Here is a 19,549-nt window from a genome sequence, read left to right on the forward strand (position 1 = left end):
ATGTGTAGACATCAAGAAATATGCATCTGACACATTTAATTGGGAAATTATTGAAGCCCCAGAAAAAACAACAATTATCGAGTTGGTCTACTCTGGCAACTTCACCAATTTTAGTGGTGCTGGCAATAGCATCTCTAACAGCTACTATAGGTCAACGTTACTACAGTCAGCCAAAGTTAGATGAGGGAACTGTTGCTCCTCAAACTATCCGGGCTCCGGAAGGTGCTATAGTTCCGGACAATAAAGTTACTGAAGAGCAGCGCAAATCAGCTAGACTTGGTGATATTACGGTTTTGATGATTAATGAGTCAGTGAATCAAAAAGTTAACAAAGAGTTAGCTGAAATACTGGCACTGGGTAATCAAGTCAGAAAGATAGTTGTTAATTTCCCATTTGTAAATACAGGTATATTATCAACAAATACTCAGCGACACCTGCGACAAATTTCCCAAGAAAAATGGGTTGCTATTCAACAAATAGTAGAGGAGGAGTTAAGAGAAAGACCTCCTGGACCTCAACCAGGAATAACTGCTGATTCTATATTAACTAAAGAGTCTATTGACTCTTTAGAATTTGTCAGTAACAATAATAATTTGATCGACAATAATCAATTATTAAGTAAGCCATTAATTCTAGCAGACTATCAAGAAAATAGTCAAAATTCTATAGTTATTAGTAGTAAAGATCGACAAGCAATTTCAGAATTATTAGCTTATCGCAAAAAAAGTTTTTTTCAAAACTATGACAGAGTTTTGGATGAGGTATCAAAAGCTCGTGATGTTTACGAGGAGGCAATAGAAGCTCTGGCTAAACAACAAGAAGTCGAAGGTTATGAGGTATATGATTCTACTTTACTAGAACTGTCTGACACTGACTGGCAAAAAACTCAATTAGGTATTAAAACTGTAAAAGAGCGAATGCTTGCTCAAGGAATATCGCCAAATTTACCTAAGCAGGAATGGGTTAAAGCACTAAAGGTACAAGTAACTGGTGTAGTTCCTGTGGTGGCGGAAGATTTAGCAATTAATGTTTTGAAGGCTGCTTTGGAGGCTAATTTATCTCTAGATCCAGAAGGTACTAAGCAATCGGTGGAACTGGCAGCACAAGATATTGAAACAGTAACATACAAAGTTAGAAAGAATGAAGTCATTGTAAGGAAGGGGAAAAATATTAGCCGTAAGGCATTTGTGTTATTAGATCATTTTGGCTTAAGTCGCCGTACGGTTAATTGGCATGGTTTGGCGGTTTTTGTAGGTATTGTCAGTGGAGCTGTAGGTATAGTAGTTATAGTAGAAAGGCAATTTAAACCTTGTTTCAGGCGCAGAGATAATATACTTTTGTTGCTTCTGAGTTTGAGCGTACCATTGCTGATTACCTTGAGAGTACCATGGAGCAGTTTACCAGCTATTGGATTATTGGTAGGAACTTTCTATGGTTCAACTATGGGAGTCACAGTGGTGGGATTAATTTCTGCTATACTTCCTATTGGGATGGATGTTGACAAAATAGATTGGTTTGCTAGTGCTGCTGGTGGTATTGTAGGCAGTCTAATAGCTGAAAAGATGCGATCGCGTGAAGAACAAGCATTGTTGGGTGTAGGGATAGGATTAACTCAAGGTACTGTTTATTTGTTGACAAATTTGATTGTTCGTGCAACACCAGGATTATTGTGGTATGCAATCATAGGTCCGGTGGGTTTGCAAGCAGTCGCAGGTTTGGTTTGGAGTATTGTTGCTTTGGGTTTGAGTCCATATTTGGAGCATTTGTTTGATTTGATTACTCCGATTCGTTTGTCTGAATTGGCTAATCCTAACCGCCCTCTGTTGAAGCGTTTGGCATCGGAGGCACCTGGTACTTTTCAGCATACTCTGTTTGTGGCTTCTTTGGCAGAAGCAGGAGCACGAGCAATTGGTTGTAATGTAGAATTGGTGAGAACTGGTACTTTGTATCACGATATTGGTAAAATGCACGATCCATTAGGATTTATTGAAAATCAAATGGGTGGACCGAACAAACATGATGAAATTAAAGATCCATGGGTGAGTGTGGAAATTATCAGAAAGCACGTTACTGAAGGATTGGTAATGGCTCGTAGATACCGATTACCAAAGGCTATTAGGGCGTTTATTCCAGAGCATCAGGGTACAATGTTAATTGCTTATTTTTATTATCAAGCTAAACAACGAGCTGAGAAGGGAGCAAGGGTAGTTAAGGAAGAGATGTTTCGGTATGCAGGACCAATTCCACAATCAAAAGAAACAGCTATTGTGATGTTAGCAGATTCTTGTGAGGCAGCTTTGCGATCGCTCAAGGATGCGACTCATAAGGATGCTTTACAGATGGTGAAGAAAATTATGCGGGCAAGGTGGCAGGATAATCAGTTGGTTGATTCTGGTTTGACGAGGGCAGAAATGTCAACTATTGCTGAAATTTTTGTACAAGTTTGGGAACAGTACAATCATAAACGTATTGCTTATCCGAAAGCGGCAATGAATCCAAAGCAAGTAAAAACTGTAAAGTCAGTTGTTAGTTCTAATTGAAGGAAGAAGGAAGAAGAAGGAAGAAGAAGGAAGAAGAAGGAAGAAGAAGGAAGAAGACTTTTATAGTGGTACTTAGAAATTTTTTGGTAGGAAAAATGCGTCAAAGTCAGTCTAGACAAGGGAATTACGTCAAAGCCTTAAAAATGGCTAAAACCCTTGCTAATTCAGGATTTATGACTTTTTGACGTAAAAGCCTCTGCCTATCTATATTTGAGCGTATTTTCTGCCTTTATTTTGTGTAAGTCCCAATAGTCAAATTCTCAGGGAAATATTCAGCATCAATACTCAATTATGACCACTACTATAGTCATTCTGAATAAGACTGGAAAACTTTTTCAGCTGAAACTCTTTCAAGGCAAGAAACCCTTGTCTTAATCTTAACTGGAATGACTATATTTTCTCCTGAATTCTCAATTCTCAATTCTCAATTCTAAATTCTGAATTCTCTCATATCAATCTCCTTGAGGGTATTCTTCCCACAAATTAGTTGTCTGACGCAGACTGGAATGTTCTCCATTACCCATAATGATATGGTCGAGTAGGGGAATGGCTAAAAATTGCGCTCCTGCTAAGAGTTGCCTGGTTAAGTTGATATCTTCGGGACTTGGTTCCACATTTCCTGAAGGATGATTGTGAGAAATAATAACTCTGGTTGCACCTTGGCGAATCACTTCTCGAAAAATTTCACGGGGATGAGCTAATGTTTCTGTTGCGGTACCGATGGTAATTACCTGAGTTCCCAGTAAGCGGTTATTTACATCTAAGAGTAAAACGGCAAATTTTTCTTGGGTTTGCCACATTAAATCTTGACTTAAAGCATCTGCGGCAGCTTGGGGACTTTCAATAAGAGCTAATTCTGGAGGGCGAGATTGAAATACTCTTTTTCCTAATTCAATGGCAGCTAGAATAGTTGTTGCTTTTGCTGTACCAATACCATGAATTTGAGTTAATTCTTGAACTGTAATATTACGGAGAATTGAGAGAGGGTCGCGCTGATGTTGACTTAATTGATTGAGTATATATTGTCCGAGACCTACAGCAGAAAGTTTCCCTTTTCCTTGACCAGTACCTAAGAGAATAGCAATTAATTCTGCAGTGGAAAGACTTTTCGGACCAGAGGCAATTAATCTTTCTCGTGGTCGTTCATTGCTAGGTAAGTCTGCAATTCTGAGACTGTAGGTCATTTCAGTTATCAGTTATCAGTTATTAGTTATTAGTTAGCCTCTTAACAGAGGAGCTACACTATCAGTAATTTGGAGTAAAATGGAGTATAACTAAATCAAATTACTCTAAATATTCCGAATTACTCTGGGTTATCGACTACTCATTTATGTACTATGAAAAAACTAAGGTCGATAATTTCTAAACATAACATAAGTTACTCCAAGAAACTAGACACAAAACAAAAACTTCATATAACTCCGTATTATTTTGGATATCTAGAATTTTTACTTCCAGATTATCCCTGAGTTATCTCAGCAGGTGACAAGGAAACTATTAGTACCTGTGCAAAATTAATTTAATATTTGTCAGTAGGGAGTCGGGAGTAGGGCATAAAAATATACATTTGTGTACAATATATCAATCTAAAAATACAGCAGATTTCACCAAATGTGAGGTACACCCATAGCGGGCAAGATGCCTGCACTGAGAACATTTAATTGTTAATATATGTACTTTATATACGACCGAATATGCTGTATTTTTTCCTACCTATTTAAGCTGACTATCAAATATACAATATACATCTCCAATAATAAAAAATAAAATTAATATCGTACAAAAATAATTAATTCTTTACTGTATACTCCCTAGGAATCTTCCATACATCCCTAATGCATAATCCCTACTCCCTCTTTTGGAGGAGATGTCTAATTAATATTGCTTTACTACTTAAAGGATAAATAGAAAAAAAGCTTTTATAAATAATAGTTTAAGACCAAGATAAAGCTGATTTAAAATTATCAGGAGTTTGTATTTACTGAGGGTTAAATCAGCAGTATCGCTAACTTTGATCTAGATTTATCTGCATATAATTTTAGGTTTATTAACTAATACAACCAACTCTGATATTCTGAATTAGCATCTTTCATTTCTTCGTATAACCAAACCATGCGATCGAGAAACCACATTTTGCCTAAAAGTACTAGAGTAACTCCTAATAAAGTCGGCCATATATTCAACTGAATTAATCCCCAAATACAAAATGGTAAACCTACAAAAGAAATGAAATTAAGAATATTAATTACGGGTTGATGGTGTTTGGGAATTTCTATTTTTTGACGGTTTAACCAAACTCTTTCTCCGAAGACTGCTTTTGAGAACCAATTATTTGTTGAGGTTGGTTTGGGAAAAATTCTGGGATTTATCCAAGTCCAAATAATGGCAATAATAATGGGAATTAGACACCACCAATTAATCCAAGTTCGACTCCAAATAGAAACAATTATTAAAGGTAATATGGGGAACCGAGTTAAGACACTCGGTAGTGCATAGCGCAAAGTGTGGGATAAGTAATTAGGTCCTTCCAACTCCAAGGAGCGATACAGAGTAACGTAACGCGGAGCGAACGCCAACTCAGCTCAATGTGGCTGCAGTATTTTCTTTGGGAGTATGAACCCAAATCCAAATGTCATAATATTTTTTTGTGTTGAAGGAAGTTATAAGTTTAAATTTTAGCAGCTAATATTAAAGCTGGTAGTTTTGTTATCAAAAGTGGTTTTGATAAGTAACTGATGATTTTGGCAGTTTCTTTTCTGACAGTTTAAAAAATAAATTAAGCAATATTTTGATATGAAATCTCAAAAGTTTTGCTACATATCTTTGGTTGGGAGGTAGGGATGTTGTATGCAAGGTCTGTAGGAAGTGCTGAATCTTGAAGGCGAGTGCTATACCTACTTCCCCTCTCTGTTGCGGATGTCGCAATAGTCATTTCATTTTGTGAAGCACCAAGATTTGAGGTGGGTGGAGGGAAAATACCTACTTCCCCTCTCTGTTGCGGATGTCGCAATAGTCATTTCATTTTGTGAAGCACCAAGATTTGAGGTGTGTGATGGGGAAAATATCTACTTCCCCTCTCTGTTGCGGATGTCGCAATAGCCATTTCATTTTGTGAAGCACCAAGATTTGAGGTGGGTGGAGGGAAAATATTTACTTCCCCTTTCTGTTGCGGATATCGCAATAGTCATTTCATTTTGTGAAGCACCAAGATTTGAGGTGTGTGATGGGGAAAATATCTACTTCTCCTCTCTGTTGCGGATGTCGCAATAGTCATTTCATTTTGTGAAGCACCAAGATTTGAGGTGTGTGATGGGGAAAATATCTACTTCCCCTCTTTGTTGCGGATGTCGCAATAGTCATTTCATTTTGTGAAGCACCAAGATTTGAGGTGGGTGGAGGGAAAATACCTACTTCCCCTCTCTGTTGCGGATGTCGCAATAGTCATTTCATTTTGTGAAGCACCAAGATTTGAGGTGTGTGATGGGGAAAATATCTACTTCCCCTCTCTGTTGCGGATGTCGCAATAGTCATTTCATTTTGTGAAGCACCAAGATTTGAGGTGTGTGATGGGGAAAATATCTACTTCCCCTCTCTGTTGCGGATGTCGCAATAGTCATTTCATTTTGTGAAGCACCAAAATTTGAGGTGGGTGGAGGGAAAATATTTACTTCCCCTTTCTGTTGCGGATATCGCAATAGTCATTTCATTTTATCAAGCACCACAAATTTGAGGTGGGTGGAGGGAAAATATTTACTTCCCCTTTCTGTTGCGGATATCGCAATAGTCATTTCATTTTATCAAGCACCACAAATTTGAGGTCTGTGAAAATGAGGCGATGATAATTACAACGTCTTATATCATGTCCGGATAAGAGCGTGATAAAAAAACTTTCTCTTTCTTCTTCTTTCTACCCTCCTGACTCGGTCGTTCCCCTCCAGGGAGGGGCCCGCGGGTGGGTTGACTCCTGACTCCTTCGTCGTTTATTTATAACTGTTCAACCGGACATGATATTAGTTTTTCTGCTGTTATAGTTTTTGTGATGGTGAAAAATCAGGCACTAAAAACTACAACGTCTTAGTTTTTGGCGTTGATAGGCGTTGGATGCGGGATAATTTTAATAGTTTTGTGGAAGTGGAATGGGCATCTTGCCCGTTCCTTATATTTTCCCGTTCCTGATATTTTTGGGACAGGCAGGGACAGGCAGGACACCTGCCCCCACTTACCACTTATATTCATCCCGCCCCTCAGCAATGCCTTTGTGGTGGTGAAAAATCAGGCACTGAAAACTACAACGTCTTAGTTTTTTTGCTGTTGTAGATTTTGTGGTGGTGAAAAATAAGGTACTGAAAACTACAACGTCTTAGTTTTTTAATCTATTTACTGTTGTATGATTTTTACTCAAAAGGTATTCTAGCACATTACTAAAATACTGATAAAATTTCTAGCTAAAGGATAGGGTAGTTATCTATAAGAATTTTTTGTAGGTTGGGTTCAAGTAAGAAAGTTCTGATGGTTGTGGAGAATCAATATTTGTATTTGTAGATATTATAATGATGGTGAAAATTATTTTATTGAGCTATGATTTCTCCTAAAACAAATAAGCAGAATCAGATACCACAACGTTTTCAAGAAAGAATACAAACTGCTAAAGACAACAAACTTAAGGAGTTAGACTTAAGTAATAATTTTTCTAGCAGAGATGATGAAAAATTAACTGAAATTCCTACTGAGGTTTGGGAGTTAGAGCAGCTAGAAGTATTAAATTTAAATGATAATCAATTAACAACTATCCCTAAATCAATCACTAAACTTACCAATTTAACTGAACTTTATTTAAGGGACAATCAATTAACAACTATCCCTAAATCAATCACTAAACTTACCAATTTCACTCGACTTTATTTAAGTGATAATCAATTAGCAACAATCCCGGAATCCATCGCTAAACTTACCTATTTAACTGTGCTTGATTTAAGCCGTAATCAATTAACAACTATCCCGGAATCAATTACGAAACTCACTAATTTAAATGAACTTGATTTAAGCCGTAATCAATTAACAACTATCCCGGAATCAATTACGAAACTCACTAATTTAACTCAGCTTGATTTAAGTGATAATCAATTAACAAGCATCCCGGAATCAATTACGAAACTCGCAAATTTAACTCAGATTTATTTAAGAGGTAATCAATTAACAAGCATCCCGGAATCCATCACTCAACTTACCAATTTAACTGGGCTTTATTTAAGTGATAATCCCCTGGAAACTCCACCAATAGAAATTGCTGAAAAAGGGATTGAACAATCTCAAATATTTGTTATTCAATAGTTTAGCAACTACCAAAAAATACAAATCATACCCACGCATCAGCAACGCCAAAATTCATAGTTCCTATAATAATCGACTCAAATATAATAAGTTAATTCCTTGTAATTGTGAGATTTGTAATAATAATCAGAATCCTCACTTCTATAACTTGAGGGAATTAAAAGAAGGTGGGTGCAGCATAAAGCCCCACATTCGTCAGTCCGAAGTTGTCAGATTCTTCAGTAAAGCTGGGAGTAGTATTATCTCCAGTATTACGGAAGAAATCGATCTTGCCATTGCTTGCACCGATAAAAGCATCCGAGTCCCCATCTCCATCAATATCGGCAAAGGTGGGTACAGCATTACTCCCTACATCTTTCAGTCCGAAGGGGTTGGTGGTAGGAGATAAAAATTTAGGTTCAGCCATGATTAATTAATTCCTCTAATTTGACAAAGTTTTGATGTTTTTCAGTTATCAGGATTTACCCATGAGGTAGGAAAAACTAGGATTTGAGATTGCTATCCGTTCCTGACTGCTCCGCAAACCCTGTAATACCAATTCCCATGCATTAGTGCAATACTTGAGCAATACTTCAATTGTCAACTAATCAACACAAGCCGAATCACTTTTTTGCTGATTTTAGCTTGCGTTAATGTTAATTATTCTTATGTTTGCTTCCCCTCCTGGGAGGGGTTAGGGGTGGGTCCACTCTCCTACTCCCCTACTCAACAAAATGTAGAAAAGTTTTTGAGAAATGGTATAAGATGAACCCCGCCCCTAGCTCCAATGACCTAATGGAGAAAATTAGCTGTGTCAGAAGTTCGGGGTTCGGGGTTCAGAGTCAAAACCTTGTTAAGGACAGAATCATGGAGACAAGCTCTCTATGCTCAAGATAAACCTTGGTTGAAAGCGCCAACCACATCGTCAAAGAAACTTAGGAAATTTTGTGCTTCCTGCTCGCTGCCAAAGTTCCAGGTTTCTGTTGCACCAATGCCATTACTAATTGCTACCTCGGTTCCCATAAGTTCTGCTTCATTGAGGAAAGGAATCACATGGATATCAGCATCTGCCGACTGTTGACCACCAAATAAATCTCCCATTTCCCCGATGAAATCATCAAAGTTATTGCTCCTTTCTGTTCCTGATGCATCATCACCAGACCAGGTAAAATCAAGGCTGTCGGTAGTGCGCAAACCATCTGATAACTCTGGGTTCAATGAAACAATCTCGTCATTGGTGAAGATTCTGATCCTGTTATTCCCGCCATTGGTACCGCCATTGAACTCGAAGATTTTAGTTTTCCTTGGGTCTTTGCCCAGGAGATCCTGTGCGAATTCCTGAAAGGCATCGGCAGCAGTATTATTGTCGAAGTCAGCTTTAAACTGGCCTCCTACCCCAGAACCAGCGATCTTGATGACAACATCATCAGCAAAGTCGTTTTGTCTGATAGATGGATTATGGTTGCCACCAAAATGTTCGAGGGAACTCGCGTTGATAGTGCCATTCTTGACAACTGTTCCGCCAAGCTCCAATACGGCGTCGGTCAGGAAGTCGTTGAGAGAGCCATGAGTTTCATAACCGTCAATTTTGTAAATTTTGTAAACAGCTTGGGAGTCAGCAAGTTCAACAGTGTAGTCTGTATAACCAACATTGCGACTAAAAATGGTGTAGTCAGATTCTAGGGCATTGGGAGGAATATAGGTAAATATATCCGTGTCTGTCAAGTCTGATAGTTCAACGCCTTCGACTTCAAATACGAGATCGCCATTGGCAGTGTCATCGTTGTAGAAAATGGATGTATCTGTACCGTCCGAAGAAATTGTATAATCATCAGGAGTTCCAAATAACTGAATTTTATCCCCATTACCAAAATCCTTAATAATACCCTTGTCTTGATCGCCATACCCAATGTAATAAACAACTTCTCCTTCTCCCCCGACGAAAGTGTCCGCACCTCCGTTACCATAGAAGGTATCTACATCACTCGAATAAGCATCGGTTCCTACAAGCAAATCATTTCCAGCACCACCATTGATGGTATCGTCACCGCTACCACCATCAATGGTATCACGACCGCCATTACCATCAATGCTATCGTCACCGCTACCACCATCGATGCTGTCGCTACCGCCACTACCATCAATGACATCGTCACCACTATTACCATCAATGACATCGTTGCCACCATTACCATCTATGGTATCGTCACCGCCACCACCAGTGATGGTATCGTCACCATTATTACCTTCAATGTCATCGGCACCACGACCACCAGTGATGGTATCGTCACCGCCACCACCATCGATGTCATCGGCACCGCGGCCACCATTGATTTCGTCGTCACCGCCACCACCTTCAATGTCATCGGCACCGCCACCACCAGTGATGGTATCGTCACCGCCACTACCATCTATGGTATCGTCACCGCGACCACCTTCAATGTCATCGGCACCGCCACCACCATTGATTTCGTCGTCACCGCGGCCACCTTCAATGTCATCGGCACCGCCACCACCAGTGATGGTATCGTCACCGCCACTACCATCTATGCTATCATCACCGCCACTACCATCTATGCTATCGTCACCGCCACTACCATCTATGGTATCGTCACCGCCACTACCATCTATGGTATCGTCACCGCGGCCACCTTCAATGTCATCGTCACCGCGGCCACCTTCAATGTCATCGTCACCGCGGCCACCATCGATGTTATCGTCACCGCCACTACCATCTATGCTGTCGTCACCGCCACTACCATCTATGGTCTCGTCAGCATTAGTACCGTCTAGAGTCTCGTCAGCATTAGTACCGTTTATCTCAGCCATGATTAATTAATTCCTCTAATTTTAAAAAGTTTTGGTGTTTTCAAGCTATGACAGATTTGACTAACCACCCAAGTGCTTCAGTGCAACATAAGAATTAGTCACTTCCATCAAATAGGGTTCTAAATGTTTATGTAAAAACTTCAGCATCGCCGGATTTTCCTGTGCCACTGCGAACAAACCGTAAGGCACTGTACTGTCCACTTGTAGCCAGATAGACTGGAATAACAAAGAAATTCCCCGTCCTAACCATCGTTGAATAACGAATCGCATCAGTTGCCACTCGGTGAGTTACCATCCAACCCACCAGTTGAGTTTCATAGCGCAACCCCAAACTGTTCAAGGGTTCAGCAGGAGTATTGCCAAAGGGACTCAAGGAGGTTGGATAGTCCAAGGTTTCAATCTGTTTGGGTTCAGTATCAATTCCTGATTTACAAACGCTTACCTTGCGCAAAAAGAATACACTTTTCAAGCTACTGGGTTCAATATCAATTCTTGATTTACAAACGCTTACCTTGTGCAAAAAGAATACACTTTTCAAGCTACTGGGTTCAATATCAATCGTGCCACACAACAGAGTATTCCTATCGCTTGTAGGTTTTTCTCGAGCGCGATCGTGTCCGATATTGATTAACTAACTATCTGCTTTGATCAGCTCTGGGTTAAAATCCCCAGCCTCTATGAGCAGGATAGTTTAGGAGGTGTTGAAATCCCCTGGGTAAGGCTTGGCTTGGTTCTATTTAAGTAGTACGGTTACATAGTAATTCCCCTTAATATTAGGTGTCAAGAGTAATCTGCCAACTTCATTAAATTTTCATAAACTAAGTAAAATCACCAATAAGTCAAATCACCCCAAATCTTTACTGAATCTTCATAAAACAAACAAATATTTGTGGTATTTACTATAAAACCAGGCTTCTTGATCTCCAAAATTTTCTTGCAATTCTCAAGGCGACCACAATTTATCGGTAAAGATAACACAAATTGCCTGATAAGACTCAAGTTTAGATTTCCTGATCCTAATATTGTGATTCATTGCCTTTTAATTTTTGCTTTAAAATCCCAAATAGCATCAAAAGGATCGTCCCCTAAATAACTAACTAATAAATCTAAATCAAGATTGGGTAATAACTGACTATTGTTTTTCTGCAAATACTCACAATTTTCTAGGCAAAAAACCTGTAATTCTCTATTTTGCCAAAACCAAACTTCAGAAACACCTAAACCTTGATAAATTTCTAAAGTTTGAATTCCTCCGCTAGTAATAACAACCTCAATTGCTAGATTGGGAATCTTTTTTTTACTACCAATGCAATAATATTGGTCTGGCTCAATTCCTTTTAATTTATCTTGAGATTTCAAAGTTGTAGAACCCAAGGGATAAAAACGAATCCCAGTTTATAAACAATAATTTCCGACTAATATTCCCAACATTTTCTTGTAAATTTCATGGCGACTGCTAGGAGAGATAATTTGTAAAGTTCCTTGATTATAAATAACTTTAAAATCAGGTAAATTTCCCAAATAATTTAATAGATTTTCATAAATATTCCAGCTTATGTCAGTATAAATTAATAAGCGATCGCTGACACAAAGCTTCGCTAACGCTATCAAGACCGTCACAATTTAAGTATTCAATAAGTTTCACAAAAGATTGGGTATTAGCTGATGAAACCACCATAAAATCAACCTCTCATAATTCCATTTTGTTGATTCTAATTCCTGCTTTTTTTTCTATGATATAGCGGTTCCCGTTGTTATTAGGTACACTTGTCGCGGGCAAGATGCCCGCACTACAATAATTTTACAATTTGAATACCGATTATATTTTGTATCAAGACATAAACGTTTGATTTTAGACATTATTTTATTCTATCTTTTTCCTGAAGCATTTCTAATTTGACTTTCTTAATTAGGTCGAGTATCTTTTCCTGAGAATCATATCCTTTGGCTTTTGCTATTTCCCGCATAATTTCAAATTCATCTGGCTCATTTTTTGCAACAAGAATAATGTCTATTTTGCCATTATTAAATTCTGGAGGAACAGTAATTTTTACTTCTCCATTTTTAACTGTTCCTGTTGTTTGTAAAATTCTCATCTCATACCTCGTATCTATGATTTAATAATTAAAGTTTTACCTAAGTATAGTATCGTTATGGCTCGATCCACCCTTGAAATGCAGCCACTAAGATATTGGCTATAGGATTATCTAAAGCCTCCTTGAAAGCATCAGTTCCAGTAGTCTTTAAAACACTAATTATTCTTTCTTTTAAAGTTGGATTGCTTTCAATGACTTGAATAGCTTTAGATGCTATAGTCATCTTTTCAAAATCTGTCATTTCTTGAAATGCTCTATCCTCCGAGTAATTTTTATCAAGCTCTTCTAGAAGCTCTCGAATCTCTACTGCTGCTTCAGCAAGACTTTGTTTTTGCTCCGAGGCATAATTGCTCATCACAACATCCCTATTATTCATCACAACATCCCCAGAAATATTTGCTCCTTGGAAGTAGTTGTAGCTCAAATCTTCTTTAGGCTGTTCATCAGTCTTTTTTTCTGAATCTAAATCTAATTTAACGACTATATTAGTTTGATTTTGAGAAAAATTGAGAAGTATTTTTTCTAGGTTGTGATTATTCTCTTTGTAGATTTCTATCTGTGTATCTTTAGCCTCTAACTGGGATTTATATAGATCAATTTTATACTTATTTTGCAGTGCATCAATTTGATATTTTTGTAACTCAATCTGATGTTTTCTCTCTTGTTCTTCTAACTTTTGTTTTAGAAATTCTTCAGGTATATTTTGAGCAGACTTACTAAGTTCATAAAACTCTTTAAACTCTTTGGCCTCTGCACTAAATTCCTCCTCTATATCTGACCAGTTTTCCTCTACCTGAAGTAGCACTCCTCCCATCATTAGAAACCTTGGATTTTTTGTAGATTCCAGCCACTCTCTATGATAATCCTCTACTTTATCACACAAACGCCTCAGTTCTCTATTCTCTTTACGCCACAAAGAAAACTGCTCCCACCTTTCCATTAGAGCTTCATGGGCTATATCTACCCAAGCTATTCCTTCAGCATCCTTTCCAGTTACTAGCAAACGCTCTTTAATCAATTTATTTAGAACATTCTGAATTGCTTCTAAATTATCTCCAGCAATGGCTAAAAGCTTTTGTTTCGGTTGTCGCTGTCGAGTATCTTTATTTCCTATACCTGTACGCACTAATTTTAACAAGATACGTTTTGTCAAAGCTTTTTCTTGTTCATTGAAACCTTGATATATTTCTTCTGAACGCCTATTTAATAATCCAAGTATTCCACCTTGTTTGACATATTGAGTAGCCGTTATTTTTTGATTTTTCTTATCTCTTTGCTTCCAAAGTTCTGTAAGAGCAAACTGTAGTAAAGGTAGAAAATTTTTTTCTTTACTAACTTCCTTGATTATAGCTTCTGGTAATCCTTCATCAAAACTATAGTTAAGTTTTTTGGCAGGCTCAACAACAACATCCTTTAAATCATCTTTTTCTAAATCTGGTATCCAGACTGATTGATTTTGAATTAATGGAGCTAAAGGCTTGTGATTAAGACAATCTTCTACAAAATCTGCACGCAAAGTTACTACTACTTTAACTCTTGAACCAGAAGCATCAGCCACCTGAGTCAATAGCTCAATAAATCTACGTTGTTCTGATTTTTGAGAACAAACTGTAAAAATTTCTTCAAATTGATCGACAATAATTAGAATTGGTTTTTCACCGGGAATATGATCTGTTATTGAGGTTAAACCATTGGTTTCAATAATATCGAGAACATCTTTAATTTTTTCTTTTTCTCCAAAAAGTTTCTGAGTAATTTCATATTTCAAGTAACTAACTGGCTCAGTCCAAGGAACTACAGGATCTAAAACTTGCCAACCATTTTTCTCTAATTCAGGAATCAATCCAGCTTTTACTACTGAAGATTTACCACTTCCAGAATTGCCTATTAAAAGTACAAAATTAGATTTTTCTAATGCCTCTTGTAAATCTTTAACTACTTGTTTTCTACCAAAGAAAAAATCTGCTGTTTTACTAGAGAAAGAATCTAATGCTTGGTAAGGAAGTGTCTCTTTTGAAGCGATAAAACTTTCTGTTTGCAAACTATTAATCGAAGGTAAAGTTAGAAAAAATTCCACTCTATCTTCTCCATAAAAAATAGGTTGAGGAACGTGATATTCTTCTGATAATTTCTTATTATATTCTTGAGGTTTTTCCCGCAGCCACTTTTTTAAATCATCAAATGATATTCTCCCATCTCCATCTATATCTGCCTCATTTAATTTTTCACCAATAGCATCACAAATATTAGCCGTTAAAAAACTTCCTTGTAGTTCTGGAATTTCTCGTGCTTGTTCTAAGCGATCAGCTGCTAAAATAACTAAGTAATTTTTCGGTTTGATTACAATCCTATTTGCTGTAGCTTCATCTCCATTTTTTGGCATATTTACCACAGCACCTGCATGACAACAGTCAAGTATTAATAACCTATTTTTTGCGTCACAGTAACTCAGAATTTCCATTATTCTTGAAGTTGACAGAGCTGTTTGAGGAATCTTATTTATATCACTATCATTCCAAAGCAGGAACAAGGAACCTTTGAATAGACGACCATGACCAGAAAAATAACAGATGAATGTATCATCGCTATTACAGGATAAAGCAGCATCAGATAACCGATCATAAACTTCCCCAACTTTGCATTCCAAATCGGGACTTTGAACATCAAAACCACATCGCGGATTTAACAGAGCATTTCTCATTCTCTCTACATCTTCAAGAGCATAGCGAAGACGAAGGCCACTAGGCCCATTTGAACCCATAACAAATGCACGTCGCATATAACTTACCTTTGTGAAAAAATTACTTCAAAAATTTACTAGGAGTTTCTTCATAAGAAAATGCAATACCTACTGGTACTTTAAACGAAATTTTCTTGCCAGATTCTATTTCTGTTGAAGATTCTAAAAAGCGGGTACGCTCTACCCATTGTAAAATTGGTTCTCCAGAACTATTTCTAACTACATTCCCACTTGAGTCTTCTACTGGTAAACAAACCAGTTCTTTAACAACAACTTTTTTATGAGATAGTGCAGCAATTACTTTCGATAAAACCGGAGTTATTGCCAAGATTAATACTGCTGAGACCATAATAACAGTTGCTACGTCTTTATGGCCAGATTTAGGATCTACAGTTGGGTCTTGAGCAAACTCTTGACTAACATTAATTCCTTCCTTTTGTAGAACTTCTACTAAGTCAATTTGATTATCTGCAAGTAATTCTTTAACATCAGGTGATGTCAAGATAAATATCGGTATCAGGTCTTCCATACTTAAGATCAGGCCATGAATATTTTTTTATTACTATATACTATACAAAAAACTTTTAATCAGAATAGATAGAGGAAATGTAGGCTGGGTAGAACGGAGTGAAACCCAACAAAACTTTGATTGTTGCTGTACTCCTGTTGTTGGGTTTATCCTAACGGATAAGCTCCGCTAACGTTCCTCAACCCAACCTACTGCTAGAAAAAAAAGAAAGCAGAGGTAATTTTCATTCTTGAATTTTTACCTCTGATAACTGATAACTGTTAACTGATAACTGTCACAACAAACTATCGCCAAATTCCTCACTAAAAATATCTAACTGCTCCACACTTATCATCTCTTCCTCCTCTTTTTTCTTAATACCTTTCCGCAAACCAATAGCTATCTTACTATGCTTTTCTATCTCCCCCATTACCTGTCTAGCACGTTGAATTACCGAATCTGGTAAACCTGCCAACCTTCCCGCTTCAATACCATAAGACTTATCCGCTCCACCAGGTTGTACTTGATGCAAAAATACAATTTTATCCGGCAACTCTTTCACCGTTACTTGATAATTTGCCACATTATCCAAAATAGAAGAAAGTTCATTTAATTCGTGATAGTGAGTAGCAAAAATTGTCCGAGACAAAATTTCCGTTGCCAAATATTCTGCCACCGACCAAGCAATCGAAATTCCATCAAAAGTTGCCGTTCCCCTACCAATTTCATCCAACAAAACTAAAGACTTTTCCGTAGCATGATTCAAAATATTTGCCGTCTCATTCATCTCCACCATAAAAGTAGATTGACCTGTTGCTAAATCATCCACTGCCCCAACACGAGTAAATATCCGATCGCTCACCCCCAAAACAGCAGAACTTGCCGGAATAAAACTACCAGTTTGTGCCATTAATTGAATCAATCCTACTTGCCTTAAATAACAACTTTTTCCACTAGCATTCGGACCAGTTAAAATAATTAAATCTGGCGCATAATAAGGAGTAATTCCCGAATTATTTTCCTCTATATTTTTACTTCCCAATATGGCAGTATTCGGCACAAAAAAACCAGCAGGCAAATATTTTTCTACCACCGGATGCCGACCTTCAATAATTTTCAATTCCCGACTATCAGTCATAGTAGGACGAACATAATTTTGATAAATTGCTACTTCCGCTAAACCACACAAAACATCAATAGCTGCCACCGCCCGAGAAACATTTCTAATCTCTTCTGCATATTCCCCCACCTCAGTTCTCAGACCAACAAAAATATCATATTCTAACTCATTCAAATCATCTTGTGCCGTCAAAATTCTGACTTCTCTTTCCTTTAATTCCTCAGTAATATAACGCTCCTCATTAGTCAAAGTCTGCTTCCGAGTATAATCATCCGGAGCCAAATCTGCCTTTGATTTAGAAATACTAATGTAATAACCAAAAGCCTTATTATAACCAACCTTTAAATTAGAAATTCCCGTCCTTTCTCTCTCCGTAACTTCCAAATTAGCAATCCATTGTTGGTCTTCTTCAGCTAACCTCCGCATTTCATCTAATTGTTGATTTATACCAGGAGAAATTAACCCACCTTCTTTTAACTTTTGAGGAGGAGACTCTACTAAATGAGAATGAATTTTTTCTCCCAATTCTTGTAAGATTGACGGAATTTTTTGCAAGACTTTTAAATAAGGAGAATTACCCGCCAATGCTAATGCCGAAAGTTCAGGAAGTTTCGTTAAAGAATCAGCTAAAAAAACTAAATCTCTAGCATTTGCCGTACCAGCACCAGTACGCCCAGTTAAACGATCTAAATCATAAATTTGACGCAATACTCTTTGAATATCTTGACGTAGATCGTTATTAGCTATCAGTTCATCAATAGTGTCATGTCTAGCACGAATACCCTTCAAACTCAGAAGTGGTTGCTGCAACCATCGCCGTAAAGCACGCCCCCCCATTGCAGTGCTAGTTTTGTCGATCGCCGATAACAACGACCCTTGATAACTCCCATCTCGCACCGTTTGGGTAATTTCCAAATTCCGGCGAGTCTGGTGGTCGATAATCAAAAAATCAGCCAAAGTATAGCTCCGGAGACGTTGTAAAGGAACTTGATTTTCCTTTTGAGTTTCTTCGAGATATTCCAGCAACCCACCCGCAGCACGAACCCCCAGTGGAATACGTTCGCAACCAATACCTTCTAGGGATGTCAGTTGAAATTTTATCAACAGTCGCTCTTTTGCTTCCCCTAAAGTAAAAGGTTGTTGCGGACGTAGAGAATAACAGAAAGAATTCGGCAGACATTCTGGAAGATGATCCGATTTTTCTCCCGGTCGCAACATAAAACCGATATCAGGCGCGTTCGTAGGAAATAACACTTCCGACGGTTGCAAACGCATCAATTCTTGAGTGAGTTGGTCTAAACCTTGGGTCTGGGTAGTAAGAAACTCTCCGGTAGAAATATCAGTGTAAGCAAGACCCCAATAATTTTTGGCAATAACGACCGCAGCTAAATAATTATTGTAGCGAGGTTTGAGCATTCCATCGTCGGTCAGAGTACCAGGGGTAAGAATACGAGTAATTTCACGCTTGACTTGACGGTTTTCTTTTTTGGCAATAGCAGAATCTTCTACTTGATCGCAAACAACCACAGCGTAACCCTTTTCTACCAACATGGCAGCATACTTTTCCACAGCATGATGGGGTACACCAGTCATCGGCACCCTACCAATTTCCTTACCAGCGTGCTTAGTAGTTTGTACTAATTCTAATTCTTGAGCGATCGTCACAGCATCCTGAAAAAAACATTCAAAAAAATCACCTACTCGAAATAGTAAAAGAGCATGAGAATATTGTAATTTTACTTCCACATAACGCTGCATCATTTCTGACAGTTTGCTAGTGTCAATTTGACTGTAATCAGTATTAGGAGGAAGAGAATTTTCTGCTTGATTTTGTTTTGCCTTTGGAGATTTTTGAGTAGATGTAGATGCAGAATATTTCATAGATATTTAATAGATAATTTTATTTATTTAATATTATAGCGATCGTCCTGTACCAACACAGATACCTATATTTTTGAAAGGATTAATATTTCTTCTAAGACTTTGATAAATAATGATAAAATTTTAATTGATACTGCTCCCAATTTTAATTGTTTAGCAAACATTATTAGGACTTACGCAGAAACTCTACTTATGGCTAGGACGTTTTGCTCCGCAACATATAAAGCGGAGCTTGGCGTTAGCCAATACCATTTGCCCCTACATATGGTGGTTTAAAAGTCAATTTGCGTAAGTCCTGATTATATTGTTTATTAGCATAAAATTCGATAAAAAGCAACCTGTATAATATAAATTGAGTGAATGTACTGCTTCATTTATTATGTATTAAATGTAAGCATTTCCTGTGGAATGCTGCGCAAACAGCTATTATAACTCAGCTTTTAGCTGTTTCATAAATAATGAATATCCACTCTCTCTCGTCAAGGTCAGTTTTTTCCAATACTTTTAATTCTCCTTAAATTTATC

At 37.6% G+C, this 19,549-nt stretch carries 14 protein-coding genes; 2 read left to right on the forward strand and 12 right to left on the reverse strand.

Features of this window, described 5'->3' with window-relative positions; translation table 11 throughout:
- Positions 1 to 20 precede the first annotated feature (20 nt).
- Positions 21 to 2,540 (forward strand): HD family phosphohydrolase, encoded by a 2,520-nt coding sequence (locus F6K15_RS12745; protein ID WP_293061296.1) that lies wholly within the window; start codon positions 21 to 23, stop codon positions 2,538 to 2,540.
- A gap of 452 nt (positions 2,541 to 2,992) precedes the next feature.
- Here F6K15_RS12745 and radC read toward each other — a convergent pair whose 3' ends face one another.
- The 3 genes from radC to F6K15_RS12760 all read right to left on the reverse strand — a co-directional run bounded on the left by radC (position 2,993) and on the right by F6K15_RS12760 (position 5,550).
- Positions 2,993 to 3,724, reverse strand: coding sequence for a DNA repair protein RadC (radC, locus tag F6K15_RS12750; RefSeq protein ID WP_202218856.1), 732 nt, complete (start codon positions 3,722 to 3,724; stop codon positions 2,993 to 2,995).
- A gap of 867 nt (positions 3,725 to 4,591) precedes the next feature.
- Positions 4,592 to 5,116 (reverse strand): DUF6653 family protein, encoded by a 525-nt coding sequence (locus tag F6K15_RS12755; protein WP_293061299.1) that lies wholly within the window; start codon positions 5,114 to 5,116, stop codon positions 4,592 to 4,594.
- 200 nt (positions 5,117 to 5,316) lie between these two features.
- Entirely contained in the window at positions 5,317 to 5,550 is a 234-nt protein-coding gene (locus tag F6K15_RS12760) for a hypothetical protein (RefSeq protein WP_293061300.1), read from the reverse strand.
- Between the two features lie 1,568 nt (positions 5,551 to 7,118).
- Between F6K15_RS12760 and F6K15_RS12765 the strand changes: the two genes are divergently transcribed.
- Complete coding sequence (locus F6K15_RS12765; protein ID WP_293061302.1) at positions 7,119 to 7,871, forward strand: leucine-rich repeat domain-containing protein; 753 nt, start codon at positions 7,119 to 7,121, stop codon at positions 7,869 to 7,871.
- Positions 7,872 to 8,028: 157 nt separating this feature from the next.
- On the opposite strand, the gene F6K15_RS12770 is transcribed toward F6K15_RS12765, so the two are convergent.
- The 9 genes from F6K15_RS12770 to mutS form a co-directional block, all read right to left on the reverse strand.
- Positions 8,029 to 8,277 (reverse strand): hypothetical protein, encoded by a 249-nt coding sequence (locus tag F6K15_RS12770; RefSeq protein ID WP_293061304.1) that lies wholly within the window; start codon positions 8,275 to 8,277, stop codon positions 8,029 to 8,031.
- Positions 8,278 to 8,738: 461 nt separating this feature from the next.
- On the reverse strand, positions 8,739 to 10,679 hold the full coding sequence (locus F6K15_RS12775) for a calcium-binding protein (RefSeq protein ID WP_293061306.1): 1,941 nt from the start codon (positions 10,677 to 10,679) through the stop codon (positions 8,739 to 8,741).
- Between the two features lie 127 nt (positions 10,680 to 10,806).
- Positions 10,807 to 11,070, reverse strand: coding sequence for a hypothetical protein (locus F6K15_RS12780; protein WP_293061308.1), 264 nt, complete (start codon positions 11,068 to 11,070; stop codon positions 10,807 to 10,809).
- Between the two features lie 638 nt (positions 11,071 to 11,708).
- On the reverse strand, positions 11,709 to 12,038 hold the full coding sequence (locus tag F6K15_RS12785) for a Uma2 family endonuclease (RefSeq protein WP_293061310.1): 330 nt from the start codon (positions 12,036 to 12,038) through the stop codon (positions 11,709 to 11,711).
- Between the two features lie 36 nt (positions 12,039 to 12,074).
- On the reverse strand, positions 12,075 to 12,299 hold the full coding sequence (locus F6K15_RS12790; RefSeq protein ID WP_293061312.1) for a hypothetical protein: 225 nt from the start codon (positions 12,297 to 12,299) through the stop codon (positions 12,075 to 12,077).
- Between the two features lie 239 nt (positions 12,300 to 12,538).
- Entirely contained in the window at positions 12,539 to 12,775 is a 237-nt protein-coding gene (locus F6K15_RS12795) for a hypothetical protein (protein ID WP_293061314.1), read from the reverse strand.
- A 55-nt stretch (positions 12,776 to 12,830) separates the two neighbouring features.
- Entirely contained in the window at positions 12,831 to 15,554 is a 2,724-nt protein-coding gene (locus tag F6K15_RS12800) for a caspase family protein (protein WP_293061316.1), read from the reverse strand.
- Positions 15,555 to 15,576: 22 nt separating this feature from the next.
- On the reverse strand, positions 15,577 to 16,044 hold the full coding sequence (locus F6K15_RS12805) for a hypothetical protein (protein ID WP_293061318.1): 468 nt from the start codon (positions 16,042 to 16,044) through the stop codon (positions 15,577 to 15,579).
- A gap of 274 nt (positions 16,045 to 16,318) precedes the next feature.
- Positions 16,319 to 19,024, reverse strand: a complete 2,706-nt coding sequence (gene mutS / locus F6K15_RS12810; RefSeq protein ID WP_293061319.1) for a DNA mismatch repair protein MutS — start codon at positions 19,022 to 19,024, stop codon at positions 16,319 to 16,321.
- Between the last annotated feature and the right edge of the window lie 525 nt (positions 19,025 to 19,549).

The sequence above is a fragment of the Okeania sp. SIO2B3 genome, assembly GCF_010672525.1.
GTDB lineage: Bacteria > Cyanobacteriota > Cyanobacteriia > Cyanobacteriales > Microcoleaceae > Okeania.